The 13,491-nt window shown below is 70.5% G+C and carries 14 protein-coding genes; 5 read left to right on the top strand and 9 right to left on the bottom strand.

The features are described from left to right. Positions 1-45: 45 nt before the first annotated feature. Positions 46-1,050, top strand: coding sequence for a dienelactone hydrolase family protein (locus C2U31_RS23265; protein ID WP_158658447.1), 1,005 nt, complete (start codon positions 46-48; stop codon positions 1,048-1,050). A gap of 45 nt (positions 1,051-1,095) precedes the next feature. Here C2U31_RS23265 and C2U31_RS23260 read toward each other — a convergent pair whose 3' ends face one another. Further along, entirely contained in the window at positions 1,096-1,839 is a 744-nt protein-coding gene (locus C2U31_RS23260) for an SDR family oxidoreductase (protein WP_103274959.1), read from the bottom strand. A 115-nt stretch (positions 1,840-1,954) separates the two neighbouring features. Between C2U31_RS23260 and C2U31_RS23255 the strand changes: the two genes are divergently transcribed. Continuing rightward, positions 1,955-2,866 carry a LysR family transcriptional regulator gene (locus tag C2U31_RS23255; protein WP_103274958.1) on the top strand — a complete coding sequence of 304 codons (912 nt, stop codon included), beginning with the start codon at positions 1,955-1,957 and terminating at the stop codon, positions 2,864-2,866. A gap of 37 nt (positions 2,867-2,903) precedes the next feature. Here the strand turns inward: C2U31_RS23255 and C2U31_RS23250 are convergent, their stop codons facing one another. The 6 genes from C2U31_RS23250 to C2U31_RS23225 form a co-directional block, all read right to left on the bottom strand. Continuing rightward, on the bottom strand, positions 2,904-3,713 hold the full coding sequence (locus C2U31_RS23250; RefSeq protein WP_103276531.1) for an aminoglycoside phosphotransferase family protein: 810 nt from the start codon (positions 3,711-3,713) through the stop codon (positions 2,904-2,906). Between the two features lie 77 nt (positions 3,714-3,790). After that, positions 3,791-4,216: an NUDIX hydrolase gene (locus C2U31_RS23245; protein WP_103274956.1), complete on the bottom strand. Its 426-nt coding sequence runs from the start codon at positions 4,214-4,216 to the stop codon at positions 3,791-3,793. A 2-nt stretch (positions 4,217-4,218) separates the two neighbouring features. Continuing rightward, positions 4,219-5,496, bottom strand: coding sequence for an ABC transporter substrate-binding protein (locus C2U31_RS23240; RefSeq protein WP_103274955.1), 1,278 nt, complete (start codon positions 5,494-5,496; stop codon positions 4,219-4,221). Positions 5,497-5,593: 97 nt separating this feature from the next. Beyond that, complete coding sequence (locus tag C2U31_RS23235) at positions 5,594-6,337, bottom strand: GntR family transcriptional regulator (protein ID WP_103274954.1); 744 nt, start codon at positions 6,335-6,337, stop codon at positions 5,594-5,596. Positions 6,338-6,363: 26 nt separating this feature from the next. Beyond that, positions 6,364-8,016 carry an AMP-binding protein gene (locus C2U31_RS23230; RefSeq protein ID WP_103274952.1) on the bottom strand — a complete coding sequence of 551 codons (1,653 nt, stop codon included), beginning with the start codon at positions 8,014-8,016 and terminating at the stop codon, positions 6,364-6,366. A 77-nt stretch (positions 8,017-8,093) separates the two neighbouring features. Beyond that, entirely contained in the window at positions 8,094-9,128 is a 1,035-nt protein-coding gene (locus C2U31_RS23225) for a cyclase family protein (protein ID WP_103274951.1), read from the bottom strand. A 284-nt stretch (positions 9,129-9,412) separates the two neighbouring features. Here C2U31_RS23225 and C2U31_RS23220 point away from each other — a divergent pair, with 284 nt between their 5' ends. Together C2U31_RS23220 and C2U31_RS23215 are read left to right on the top strand one after the other, a co-directional pair. Next, positions 9,413-10,411: a tripartite tricarboxylate transporter substrate binding protein gene (locus C2U31_RS23220; RefSeq protein ID WP_103274949.1), complete on the top strand. Its 999-nt coding sequence runs from the start codon at positions 9,413-9,415 to the stop codon at positions 10,409-10,411. Beyond that, the gene (locus tag C2U31_RS23215; protein WP_103274947.1) at positions 10,408-11,130 is read left to right on the top strand and encodes an SDR family oxidoreductase; all 723 of its coding nucleotides are present in this window, start codon (positions 10,408-10,410) and stop codon (positions 11,128-11,130) included. Before C2U31_RS23220 ends, C2U31_RS23215 begins: the two co-directional genes overlap by 4 nt. A gap of 38 nt (positions 11,131-11,168) precedes the next feature. On the opposite strand, the gene C2U31_RS23210 is transcribed toward C2U31_RS23215, so the two are convergent. Then, entirely contained in the window at positions 11,169-12,065 is an 897-nt protein-coding gene (locus C2U31_RS23210) for a GlxA family transcriptional regulator (RefSeq protein WP_233772908.1), read from the bottom strand. A gap of 66 nt (positions 12,066-12,131) precedes the next feature. On the opposite strand from C2U31_RS23210, the gene C2U31_RS23205 reads away from it, so the two are divergent. Next, on the top strand, positions 12,132-12,809 hold the full coding sequence (locus C2U31_RS23205) for a DJ-1/PfpI family protein (protein WP_103274945.1): 678 nt from the start codon (positions 12,132-12,134) through the stop codon (positions 12,807-12,809). 60 nt (positions 12,810-12,869) lie between these two features. On the opposite strand, the gene C2U31_RS23200 is transcribed toward C2U31_RS23205, so the two are convergent. After that, a complete protein-coding gene (locus tag C2U31_RS23200) occupies positions 12,870-13,364 on the bottom strand; it encodes an Lrp/AsnC family transcriptional regulator (RefSeq protein ID WP_103274944.1) in 495 nt (164 codons plus the stop codon). Between the last annotated feature and the right edge of the window lie 127 nt (positions 13,365-13,491).

Here is a 13,491-nt window from a genome sequence, read left to right as displayed (position 1 = left end):
GTCGCGCGCGGGCCGTCCGCCGCGGCCAGCCCGGAGGCTTTCGCCATGCGAGACACGCGCGACCCGTCGAACACACTCGAATCCCTGCCCGCATGCCGGGCATCGCGCCCACGGCGCGGGTGGGTCCAGGCTGTCCTGCTGGCCTGTGCGGCGGGGGCGTTGCCCGCGCTGTCGGGCTGCGCCGGACAGGGCGCGAAGGCCGCGACCGAGATGTTGCCCAACGAAAGCGTGGTGCGCGTGCCGGTCCAGGTCGACCTGGAGAACGGCGGTCAGGCCAGGGGCGAGCTGGTCGTCACCGTGTTCACGCCCCAGGGCGAGGGCCGGCATCCGCTGATGGTGATCAGCCACGGCCGGGCCGGCGACGCCGCCGGCCGCACCAAGCTGGGCCGCGCGCGCTATGCGACGGCGGCCCGCTATTTCACCGACGCTGGTTTCGTCGTGGCCGTGCCGGTGCGGCTGGGCTATGGCGCCACTGGAGGCCCCGATCTGGAAAACAGCGGCCCTTGCGGCGACCGGCGTTTCACGCCCATGTTCAACCGTGCCGCGAGCGAGATCGCGCAGGTGATCGAGGCGATGGCGCGGCGGCCGGACGTGGATCCGGCCAACGTGGTGGCGCTGGGCCAGTCGGTGGGCGGCGGCTCGACCGTGGCGCTGGCGGCGGCCGGGCCGGCCGGCGTGCGCGCCGCCATCAATTTCGCGGGCGGTTCGGGCGGGGATCCGGTCAAATCGCCTGGCAAGCCCTGCGGGCCCGAGCGCTTGCAGGAAACCTATGCCGGCTACGCTGCGACCACCCGCATGCCCATGCTCTGGATCTATACCGAGAACGACCTGTACTGGGGGCCGGAATGGCCGCAACGCTGGGCCGAGGCCTACAACGCCGCCGGCGGCCATGCGCAATTCGAACGCCTGGGGCCGGACGGCGACAACGGCCATTCGCTGTTCACGCATGCGCCCGAGAAATGGAAGCCGCTGGTGCGCGACTTCCTGCGCGCGCAGGGTTACGCCATGCCGGAGCCGGGCGCGGCATCCGGCCAGGCGCGCCGTCCCTGAACGTAAACGCGGACGGGAGCGCTTCCATCCGCCCGCCGCGCCGCGTCAGGCCACGCCGCCGTTGGCGCGCAGCACCTGGCCGTTGACCCAGCCGCCGTCCGGTCCGGCCAGGAACGCCACCACGCCGGCGATGTCGTCGGGCTGGCCCAGCCGCTCCAGCGGCGGCAGCCTGGCGTAGTGCTCGATCAGTTCCGCGCTCTTGCCCGTCATGAAGAGTTCGGTGGCCACCGGCCCGGGCGCCACGGCGTTGACAGTGACGCGGCGGCCACGCAGCTCCTTGGCGAAGACGCGGGTGAAGCCTTCCACCGCCGCCTTGCTGCCGATGTAGGCGGCATAGCCGGGCAGGTTCAGCGCGATCGTGGTGCTGGACAGGTTGATCACGCGACCATCGTCGGCCAACCGGGTCGCCGCGGCGCGCAGCATGTTGAAGGTGCCGCGCGTGTTGATGTTGAACATCTGCTCGTACTGTTCGTCGCTGGTCTGCGCCAGCGGCTGCACATGCAGCACGCCGGCGTTGTTGACCAGCACGTCCACCCGGCCCAGCGCGGCTTCGGCCGCTTCGAACAGGGCGTTGGCCTGGGCGGGGTCGGACACGTCGGCGCGCAACGCGGCGGCCTGGCCGCCGGCCTGGCGGATCTGCGCCGCCAGCGCTTCGGCGGCGGCGCTGCTGGACGCGTAGTTGATGGCCACGGCGTGGCCGTCGCGGGCCAGGCGCAGCGCGATCGCCGCGCCGATGCCGCGTGAGCCGCCGGTGACGAGGGCGACGCGCCGGGAAGTCTGCTGGGTCATGGAAATGCTCCGTGTCATGAGGGAATGCTTGCCATGATCCGCTATTCCACTGGAAAAATAATCAGCCTATATTTGCAGACATAATTTCATTTGCATAAATAATAGGCCGAGCCCCATGGACCGTTTCCAGGAAATGCAGGTGTTCGCGCGCATCGCCGAGCGCCACAGCTTCTCCAAGGCGGCCGAGGATCTGCGGATTCCGCCCGCCACCGTCACCAACCTGATCAAGCGCCTGGAACAGCGCCTGGGCGCGCGGCTGCTGGAGCGCACCACGCGCCAGGTCCGCCTGACCCACGACGGCGAGATCTACTACCGGCGCTGCGTGCGCCTGCTGGCCGACCTGGAGGAAGCCGACGGCGCCTTCCTGGACAAGGCGCCCAAGGGCCTGCTGCGCGTGAACGCGCAAGGCACGCTGGCGCGGTATTTCGTGATGCCGGGGCTGCCCGGTTTCCTCGCGCGCTACCCCGACATCACGCTGCACCTGGGCGAGGACGACCGCTACGTGGACCTGGTGCGTGAAGGCGTGGACTGCGTGCTGCGCGCCGGCGAGCTGCAGGACTCGTCGCTGGCGGGGCGGCGCATCGCACTGATGCCGCAGGTGACGGTGGCCAGCCCGGCCTATCTGGCGCGGCACGGCGAGCCGGCCGGACTGGAGGACCTGGACGCGCATTGGGCGGTGAACTACCAGTCCAGCGCCACGGGCCGCGCCATGACCATGGATTTCCTGGTCGATGGCCGCAGCGTGCAGGCCGCGCCGCGCGCGGCGGTCAGCGTGAGCGGGGCCGAGCTGTACACGGGCGCGGCCCTGGCCGGGCTGGGATTGATCCAGGTGCCGCGCTACCGCGTGGCGCGGGAGCTGGCGGACGGCCAGCTCAAGGTCGTGTTGCCGCACCTGCCGCCCGCGCCCATGCCGGTGTCGGTGCTGTATCCGCAGAACCGGCAGGTGTCGGCGCGGGTGCGCGTGTTCACGCAATGGCTGGCGCAACGATTCGAGGCGGCCTTTGGCGCGGACATGCCGGTCAGGTAGCGTGCCCCGAGCGCGCGAATGGCGGCCGTGGCGGCGCTCAACGCGCCAGCCGCGCCAGCGCCTGGCCGGCGATGTTCAGGTCGATGGCCGCGTCATCGCCGTCGCCCATGAACCAGGCGGCCGACAGGCCGCACCAGGCCGCGATCCATTGCAGCAGACGGCGGGGTTCCAGGCCGGACGCGGTCGTGATCAGCGCGAAGCGGCGGTCGAAGCAGCCCGGCACGATGGCGACCGGCGGCCTGGGGTCGGCCAGATCCGGATTGCAGAAGATGTTGGCGTAGTCGAAGGCGCGCTCGCCATGCAGGCGCTTGGGGTCGATCACCAGCCAGCCGCGCTCGCCGAAGTCCAGGATGTTGTCGTGGTGCACGTCGCCATGCAGCACGGCCGGGTCGCGCGGATCGTCGAGCAGGGCGCGCGCGTGGCGGGCGCAGTCGGCCAGGATGCCGCCTTGCGCCTGCGCCATGGGCCACAGGTCGACGAACCAGGATTCCAGCGTGCGCAGCGGCGGCGGGGCCTTGGCGCGCGGCGCGTGCAGGCGGGCCAGCACATCGCAGATGATGCGCGTGGCCTCGTCGTCGCGGCCGTTGCGGGCGTACTCGGCCAGCGAGCGTGTGCCGGTGGCGCGTTCCAGCAGGATGGCGTCGTCGTCATGCGCCAGCACGCGCGCCGCGCCCTGGCCGTCCCACCAGCGCATCAGCACGCCGCCTTCTCTTTCGTCCTGTTCGTGCGAGATCTTCAGCATGGCGGGCTGGCCCTCGTGCAGCACGGGCAGCAGACGGGCGGCCGGCGTGGTGATCGGGGCGCCGGCGGGCGCGAGGTTCCAGCGTTGCAGGTAAGCGTCGAACATGGGGCGGGCGGGATGAGCGGCGTGGCCGTCCATCATAGGGGAATGCGCGGCGGGGATGACGGGAGGCGCGGCGCGGTTCAGCCCGCCAGCGCCGCCGCCTTGCGCGCCACGTCCGCCACGCCGAAGCTCAGGGCCAGCGCCTGCGCGTCCAGCTCGGCCAGCGGCACCCAGCGCGCCTGGCTGGCGTCGTCGCCGGCCACCGGCTCGCCCGAGATCCAGCGGCACAGCACGGCCACCAGGATGTAGTGGCGGCGCAGCAGGCCGTCGGCGTCGTGGTCGAACACGTCGACCGCGTCGAACACCGTCAGCGGCTCGGCGGTGACGCCGGTTTCCTCGAACAGCTCGCGCGCGGCCGCGTCCTCGATGCGTTCGCCCATCTCGATCTTGCCGCCGGGAAAAGCCCAGCGCCCCTGGTCCGGCGGATTGGCGCGGCGCACCAGCAGCACCTGGCCGTCGCGGATGACGGCGGCGATGGTGGCGGGGATGGGGCGCTGGGTGTGCATGGTCAGTCCTTGGCTGCCCCGGCCTGCTTGACCAGCGGGCACGAGGATTTCGACAGGGGCATGAAAGCCTGGTCGCCCGGCAGCGTGGCCAGCAGCTTGTAGTAGTCCCAAGGCTGCTTCGACTCGGACGGCTTCTTGACCTCGAACAGGTACATGTCATGCACCATGCGGCCATCCTCGCGGATGCGGCCGTTGGTGGCGAAGAAGTCGTTGATGGGCATGGCCTTCATCTGTTTCATGACCGCGGCGGCGTCGTCGGTGCCGGCGGCCTGCACCGCCTTCAGGTAGTGCATGACCGAGGAATACGTGCCCGCCTGGCTCATGTTGGGCATTTTGCCAAGTTTGTCGTAGTAGCGCTTGGACCAGGCGCGGGTCTGCTCGTTCAGGTCCCAGTAGAAGGCCTCGGTCAGCGTCAGGCCGGCGGCGGCTTCCAGGCCGATGGCGTGGATGTCGTTGATGTACAGCAGCAGGCCGGCCATCTTCTGGCCGCCGCGGGTCAGCCCGAATTCGCTGGCCGCCTTGATCGCGTTGACCGTGTCGCCGCCCGCGTTGGCCAGCCCGATGACCTGCGCGCGGCTGGCCTGGGCCTGCAGCAGATAAGAGGCGAAGTCCGACGAGCCCAGCGGATGGCGCGCCGCGCCCAGCACGGTGCCGCCATTGGCCTTGACCACTTCGGTGGCCGAGGCTTGCAGCGTATAGCCGAAGCCGTAGTCCGCCGTCAGGAAATACCAGCTCTTGCCGCCTTGCTCCACCGTGGCGCGCGCGGTGGTGTTGGCCAGCGACCAGGTGTCGTAGGTGTAGTGCACCGAATAGGGCGAGCACAGGTCGTTGGTGATGCGCTCGGTGCCGGGACCGCTGTAGACCACGATGCGTTTTTTCTCGCGCGCCACCTCCAGCACCGCCAGCGCCGGCGCGGAGCCGGCCACGTCCATGATGGCATCCACCTTCTGCGTGTCGTACCACTCGCGCGCGCGGGCGGCGGCGATGTCGGCCTTGTTCTGGTGGTCGGCCACCAGCAGGTCGATCTTCTTGCCCAGCACCTGGCCGCCGAAATCGGCGATGGCCATCTCGGCGGCGGTGGCGCTGCCCTTGCCGGTGACGTCGGCGTAGACGCCGCTCATGTCCAGGATCAGGCCGAGCCGGACGATATCGTCGGAGATGGCGGGGGCCTGGGCCAGCGCGGGCAGGGCGGGGATGGCGGCCAGCGCCAGGGCGGCGCACAGGCGGGTGAGCGGCCGGCGCGGGATCGCGGCCGGACGGAATTGCGGTTGGGACTTCATGGAAGGGGTCTCCTCTTGGGTGCCGGGTGTCGTCGGTCTTCGTATGGCGCCTGGGGCTGATTGCTGCGGCGCTCTGTTATTCATTCGTTCGTGTGTCTCAGCGGCCGGCCAGCAGGTCGAACTCCATCCTTACCTTGCGGAACGGAAACTCCAGCCGCGCGTAATACACCACGTTGTCGTCGATGCAGGCGTAGCGGCGCAGTTCGGCCACCGGCGAGGACACGGGAATCTGCAGCGCCTCGGCCGATTCCTGCCCTGCCTCGATCACGTTGAGCACCTGGCGCGCCTGCGTCAGGCGCGCGCCGTAGTAGCGGTCCAGCACCGGCGCCACGGTGCTTTTGTTGATCTGCGCGCGGTGCTTGCGGAACAGCGCGCTTTCCAGGAACACTTCGCTGTAGCAGAAGGGGCCGCCCTCGGTGGTGTGCACGCGACGCAGGTACTGGAAGCTGCCGTCGCGGCCGGCGTCGCAGGGCATGCCCAGCGGGTCGGGCAAGGGCAGGCCGGCCTCGGCCTCCACCAGCGACACGGTGCCCAGCTGGTTGCTCAGTTCGACCGTCTCGGCCCAGGTCTTGGGGATCAGCAGCGTGGGCGTTTCGGGCAGTTCGGCGTTGACGAAGGTGCCCGAGCCGCGCGAGCGGCGGATCAGCCCGTCCTGCTCCAGCTGGCCCAGCGCCTGGCGGATGGTGGCGCGCGAGATGCCGTAGGTTTCCACCAGCGCTTCGAGCGGCGGGATCTGCTGGCCGGGCCGCCAGCTGCGGTTCTGGATATGGCTGCGGAACAGGGCGGCCGCCTGCAGGTAGAGCGGCTGCGGGCTGTGCGAGAAGAGCTTGGGCGCGGGCATGGGCGTCGGTCGTGGGCGGGTTCGGATCAGGGGGCGGCGGCGAGCAGGGCCTCGGCCATCTCGCGCAGCCTGTGCTTCTGGATCTTCACCGAGTTGGCGCTTTCAATGGACGGGAAGGCATCCAGCGCGGTGAAGCCGGCGGGCACCTTGAAGCCCGCCATCACGGCCTTGCAGGCGGCGGTCCAGCCCGCGGCGTCGGCCCGCGCGCCCGGTTGCAGCAGCACGAAGGCGTAGGGCACGGTCTTGTCCGCGCGCGTCGCGCCCACCACCTGGCAGGCGCGCACGCCGGGCAGCGACTCGACCACCTGCTCGATCTCGGCCGGATTGACCAGGAAGCCCGCCAGCCGCAGCGAGTCGCCCATGCGCGCCTGGAACACGAACTGCTGCTCGCTCAAGGCATAGCCCAGGTCGCCGGTCTTGAAGTAGCCGTCGTCCGTGAACGCGCGGGCGGTGGCTTCGGGATTGTCCAGGTAGCCCAGCATCAGACTGGGCGAACGGATTTCCAATTCGCCCGACTGTCCCGGCGGCAGCACGGCGCCGCTTTCCGGATCGCGCGCGCGTACCCGCGCCTCGGGATGGACCAGCGCGCCGCCCGGCAGCAGGCGCGCCGACACATCGCCCCGGGCCGGCGTCGTCGGCTGGCCGGCGGCCAGCGCCTGGAGTTCGCTCGATCCGTACAAGCCCGTCAGCGGCACGTCCTGCTGCCGCGCCAGGTCCAGCATGCCGTCCAGCGCCGGGGTGAAGCTGGCGAAGCCGAACAGCCGCGCCGATGCCAGGTCGCCGGGCGCGGCCGCGCGCATGATGCCCGTCAGGGCCTCGTTGTTGGCGTAGGTATGAGTGATGGCGTGTTCGCGAATCTCGCGCGCCGAGGCCGCCGCGTCGAACACCGGGGAGCAGACCACCGGCGCGCCTTGCGCCAGCCCGCTGACCAGCGTGGAGAAGCCGAATGCGCCGCAGAACGGCGCGCTGGCCAGCACGCGGGTGGCCGGCCCGTAGGCGAAGGCGCGCGCCACCGCCGCGCCGTGCGCCAGCAGGGTGCGCTGGTCGTGCAGCACGAACTTGGGCCGGGAAGTGGTGCCGGACGTGGTGAAGCACAGCACGCCGGTGTTGGCCTGGGCGGGCGGCGGCGCGTCGGCGCAGGCGCGCAGGTCGGCGTAGCGGTGTCGGGGCAGGGCATGTCGGTCGCCGGTGGCGGCGGACGCCTCTGGCGCCGTCAACCCGGCCGCCGCAGCGTCAGGCGCGTCGATGGCGATCACGCCGCGCAGCCGCGCCAGGGCCTCGGCCGGCACGTCGTCCAGGACGCCCTGGAAGTCGATGCCCTTGAAGCCCGGCCAGAAGATCAGCCAGTCGGCCTTGCCGCGCCCCAGGATGTCGGCCACTTCCAGCGCGCGGAAACGAGTGTTGACCGCCAGCGCCAGCGCGCCCAGCCGCGCGCAGGCCAGGAAGGATTCGACCCAGGCGGCGCAGTTGGGCAGCCAGATGGCCACGCGCTGGCCGGGCTGCAATCCCAGGCGGCTCAGGCCGGCGGCCAGCGCGACGGCGCGCGCGCGCAGCTCGGCGGCGCTGACGGCGCCGTCCGGGTCGATCAGCAGGGCGCGCGCGGGATCGGCGGCGGCCAGCGCATCCAGGTGAGCGGCGAAGGTGTCGGCAATAGCGTTGGAGACGGGCACGGTGTTCATTGAAATGATTCGATGGGCGCTGGCGCGGTGGCGGATGGGGCGAAAGTCCGCCGGCGATGGTTCGAAGGATGGTGGTATCAGACTGTGGCGATCGGCGTCACCGGCGAGCCGACCGCGCCCGGCAGCCGCAGCGGCGGCGCGGTGAGCAGGAAGCGGTTGCGGCCCTGCGCGTGCAGCCAGTCGGCCAGATCCTTCAGGTACCAGAGTTCGGCCAGCGGCACGCCCAGCTTGAACAGGCAGTGATGATGCAGTGGCAGGATCGAATGGCCGGGGCCGGACGTGCGCGCGGGGTAGGCCTCGACCGCGTAGTTGTCGGCGCAGATCGCGGCCACGCCGCTGTCGGTGATCCAGTCCAGCAATGCGGCGTCGGCGCCGTCCAGCACCGCGCCCGTCTGTTCCAGGCGATGCGCGTCGGGCTTGCCGTCCATCTGCACCAGCGCCTCGGCGAAGCCGGTGCGCAGCACCAGCATGTCGCCGGGTTCCACCGCGACCCGCTGTTCGTGCATCGCGGCCTGCAACTGCGCCAGGCCGACCGGCGTGCGGCCGGTGCCGAAGGCGCGCGCCAGGTCCAGCAGCACACCACGGCCCTGCATGCCTTTTTCCGCGTAGCGGCTGACGCTGAGCCGGCGCGCATACGAGGCGCCGGGCGGGCAGCAGGCATCGGCGCCAGGATCGCCGCCGCCCAGCACGTCCACGCCGGCGGCATAGCCGTTGTAGTACACGCGCCGGGCCTGGCCGTCGCCCAGCACGTCGAACAGCGCGCCGACATGGCTCAGGCCGTCCCATTGCGTGGAGTATTGCAGCGACAGCGTGGCCTGGTCGTCCGACAGCACGTCGACCGCGCCTTCCTGCAGGCGCGACATCTGGAAGTTCAGGTAAGGCTGGCCGTCGCGGCGCGTGGGCGCCAGCGCCGGCGGATGGCGGCGCGGATTGAGCACGTTGCCGCCCGGCAGGTCCAGCGGCAGCGACAGGCAGAAGACCTTGCCGGCGCGCACTTCGCGCACGGCCTGCAGCACTTTTTCTTCGGTCAGCAGGTTCAGGCGGCCGATCTCGTCGTCCGGTCCGAAATCGCCCCAGGTCGATCCCTCGGGCCGGCGGGTCCAGCGTTTCATGGGCTTGTCTCCGGTCGGTTTTTCGTGTTTATATGAATATAGTACGTATTTATGTACTTTTGATCCATCGGCATTCTTCCGATTGCCGTCATCTGACGCCGGGCCGCCCCGGCGCGCGACGGCATGCGGCTGGCGGCGGGCGCGTCACGCGGCATGGCCGGCCTGGTTCAAAGTGGGTTCGCAGTGGTTTTGTATGTGCGTATCGGGCGCGCAGGCAGGCTGCGCGCATGAGACACCCGCGGCAAAGCGGGGGCAGGGCCACTGGCCCTCAAGGAGACAGACTCATGACGCAACAACAGCATGCGCGCGCCCTGCGGGCCGCATTCGCCTTCACCATCGCGGCGCTGGCCGTGGCGACGGGGCCGGCCGCCGCAGCCGGCTATCCCGAACATCCCGTGACCGTGGTCGTGCCCTATCCGCCGGGCGGCGGGGCCGATCTGTTCGGCCGCGCCATCGCCCGCGCGCTGGAGCCCGGCCTGAAGCAGACCGTGCTGGTCGAGAACCGGCCGGGGGCGGGCGGCAATATCGGCATGGCCTACGTGGCGCGGGCCAAGGCCGACGGCTACACGCTGGGCCTGGGCACCATCGGTACGCAAAGCATCAATCCCTTCCTGTACGCCAACATGACCTTCGATCCGGCGCGCGACTTCGTGCCGATCGCGCTGGTGTCGACCACGCCCAACGTCATCGCCGTCAGCGCCAGGTCGCCGTACCGCACGGTGGCCGACATCATCCAGGCCGCGCGCCAGAATCCGGAGCGCAAGCTGACCTACGCCTCGCCGGGCGTCGGTTCGTCGGTGCACCTGACCGGCGCCTATTTCGAGGCCATGGCCGGCATCTCGATGCTGCATGTGCCGTTCAAGGGCACCTCCGCTTCCCTGCCGGCGGTGGCTGGCGGCCAGGTGGATCTGCTGTTCGACAACCTGCCGGGCGCGCTGGCTCAGATCCAGGACGGCGGACTGGTGCGCGGCGTGGCCGTGACGTCGGCGGCGCGCGATCCGTCCGCGCCGGCGCTGCCGACCGTCGCGGAATCGGGGCTGCCGGGCTTCGACGTGACCGCCTGGTTTGCCCTGTACGCACCGCGCGGCACGCCCGAGCCCGTCGTCAGGCAATTGATCGAGGCGGCCCGCGAGGGGCTGCGCTCGCCTGATCTGGCCGTGCGCTTCGCCGCGCAGGGCGCCAAGCCCGGCGCGCTGTTCGGCCCGGAACTGGCCGCGTTCGAGCAGGACGAGCGGCGCAAATGGGGCGGGCTGGTCAAGGACAAGGGCATCACCGCGCAATGAAAAACGGCACCGTTTTGGTCACTGGCGGCAGCCGGGGCATCGGCCGCGCCATCGTCGCGCGGCTGATCGAGGACGGCTACGAGGCCGTCAATTTCAGCCGGGGCGCGCCCGAGTCCCTGTTGCCGGGCGAGACCTTCCGCTCGGTGGATCTGGCCGACGCGCGGGCGGCGGGCGAGGCCGCGCGCGAACTGGCCGCGTCGCGCCCCGTGCTGCATCTGGTCAACAACGCCGGCATGATCGAGGTCGCCGGCATCGAGGCCGTCACGCAGGACGCGCTGGCGCGCACCATGGCCGTCAACCTCGTGGCGCCCGTTGTACTGCTGCAGGCGCTGCTGCCGGGCATGCGCGCGGCCCGCCACGGACGCGTGGTCAACATCGGCAGCCGCGCCGCGCTGGGCAAGCCTGGGCGCACGGCCTATGGCGCGTCCAAGGGCGCGCTGGCGGCCATGACGCGGACCTGGGCGCTGGAGCTGGCGGCCGACGGCATCACGGTGAACACCGTGGCGCCGGGGCCGGTGGCGACGGAACTGTTCAACGCGTCGAATCCCCCCGGCGATCCGCGCACGCGCGCGCTGGAGGCCGCGATCCCGGTGGGCCGCAGCGGCTTGCCGGAAGAGGTGGCGCACGTGGTGGCCATGTTCATGGACCGGCGCGCCGCCTTCGTGACCGGGCAGCTGATCCATGTGTGCGGCGGGGTGTCGGTGGGGGTGGCGGGGTAGGGCGGCCATGCCGCCGGCAGGCAAGCGCGGCGGGCCGGTCAGCCCATCGGCCCCAGGTGCCTTTCCATTTCCTTCTTCGACATCTTGCCGGTCGCCTGCACGGCGCCGGCGCGCTCGCGCCGCAGCATGCGTAGCACTTCCGTGGGCGCCACGCCGAAATGCGCGATGAACTTGCGTTGGAAGGTGCGGCGCGACATGCCGCAGGCGTCGGCCATGTCGTCGATCGACCAGCGGGCCGACAGTCGCGCCTCCATCTTCTGCACCAGCTCGCGGAACGGCGCGCCGGCGCGGTCCTGCAGCCGCAGGGTCTGGCTGTACTGGCGCTGGTCGCCGCCGCGGCGCATGAAGACCACCAGCCGGCGCGCCACCTGCTGCGACAGTTCGGGACCGTGGTCGCGCTCGATCAGGGCCAGGGCCAGGTCGATGCCGGCCGAGACGCCGGCCGAGGTCCAGTACTTGCCGCTGTCCACGTAGAGGCGGTCGTCCTCCACCCGCAGCGCGGGGTACAGCTGGCGCAGCCGGTCGGCCGAGCGCCAGTGCGTGGTGACGACGCGGCCGTCGAGCAGGCCGGCGCAAGCCAGCAGGAAGGCGCCGGTGCAGACGCTGCAAGTGCGGCGCGTGCCGGCGTCGCGCCGGCGCAGCCAGGCGCGCGTCTCGCCATGGGCGCTGGCGCGCTCCACGCCGGGGCCGCCGGGCACCACGATCATGTCCACCGGACCATCCCCGTCTTCCGAGAAGGTGCAGTCCACCTGCATGCGCAGGCCCTGGTCCCAGGTGGCGACCACGGGTTCGGCGGCCACGGTGCCCAGCTGGTACAGCGCGGCCTCGGCTTCCTCGTTGGCGGAGCTGAACGCCTGCCAGGGGCCGGCCAGATCCAGCGGCTGGAAGCCGTCGTACAGCACGAAGACGACACGTTTTGGCGCAATCGGCGCGATGATTGGCACGCGCGGGCCGGTTGCTCCGCATAAGCTCGGGTCTGGCTTTTCCGATGGAGCATCGTCATGCATGTCAATATTCTCTTGTTCGAAGGACTGACCCAGCTCGACATGACCGGGCCTTACGAAGTGCTGGCGAGCGCGCCGGGCTTCACTGTTGATTTTGTCGCAAAAACGCGGGACCCGGTGCGATCCGACCACGGACTGGCCTTCGTGCCGACGCGCACCCTGGCCGATGCGCCGCCCTGCGACCTGCTGGTGGCGCCCGGCGGGCCGGGCACGGATGATGCCATCATCGACGCCGAATGGGTGGATTTCACGCGCCGGCAGGGGCTGGCCGCCAGGTATGTGTTCGGCATCTGCACCGGTTCGCTGCTGCTGGGCGCGGCGGGTCTGCTGCGCGGCCGGCGCGCGTCCAGCCATTGGCGCGCGCGTGAACTGCTGTCGCGGTTCGGCGCCATTCCGAGCGACGAACGCATGTGCGTGGACGGCCATATCTACACGGCGGGCGGCGTCACCTCGGGTATAGACATGGGTTTGAGGGTGGTCGCGGATCTGTGCGGCGAGGACGTCGCCAAGCTGATCCAGCTGCAGGTCGAGTACGACCCCGAGCCGCCGTTCCCCGGCGGCACTCCGAAAACCTCGGACCCGGCCATCGTGCAGCGCTACCTGGCGCAATCGCAGGCGCGCTTCGAGAGCCGGTCGGCGAAGGTGGCGCGCGCCGCGGCGGCGATGCCGGGCTGACGGCGCGGCACGGCCGCCGCTGGCGGCGGGCAAGGGCGGCAGCGCGCCGCCCCGCGCGCCTCAGCGCGCCAGATGATCCAGCGGCAGCGGGCTTTGCGGCTTGACGGTCTGGATCGCGAAGTTGCTGCGTATGTCCTTCACGCCCGGCAGCTTGAGCAGCGTGTCCAGCAGGAAGCGTTCGTAGCCGCGCAGGTCCGGCACGACCACCTGCAACAGGAAATCGGACTCACCTGACACCAGGTGCGCGGCGATCACTTCCGGCAGCGCGCTGACCTCCTTGCGAAAGCGGGCGGCGTCGCGCTCGTGGTGGCGCTCGACCTTGACGCCCACGAACACGGTCAGTCCCAGGCCGACCTCGTCCGGCGCCAGCCGGGCCTCATAGCCCTGGATCACGCCCGCGTCCTCCAGCATGCGCACCCGGCGCAGGCAGGGCGAGGGCGACAGGCCGATCTGCTCGGCCAGCTCGACATTGCTCAGCCTGCCGTTCTTCTGCAGGGCTTCCAGGATGCGGCGGTCGTAGCCGTCCAGTTGATGCTTGGGGGATGGGTTTGGCATAGAATTGAAGAAATCGATTTTTGGATAGCCATTCGTGCCAATAATAATAGTCTCATTGGCATGAATCGCAAGCACATGCCAGCCCGATTTTCCTAGAATGACGCCCTGCGCAGCAAGATCGAAGGAG

The organism is Achromobacter sp. AONIH1, assembly GCF_002902905.1.
Lineage (GTDB): Bacteria > Pseudomonadota > Gammaproteobacteria > Burkholderiales > Burkholderiaceae_B > Achromobacter.
This window is presented reverse-complemented; position numbering and strand designations above follow the sequence as displayed.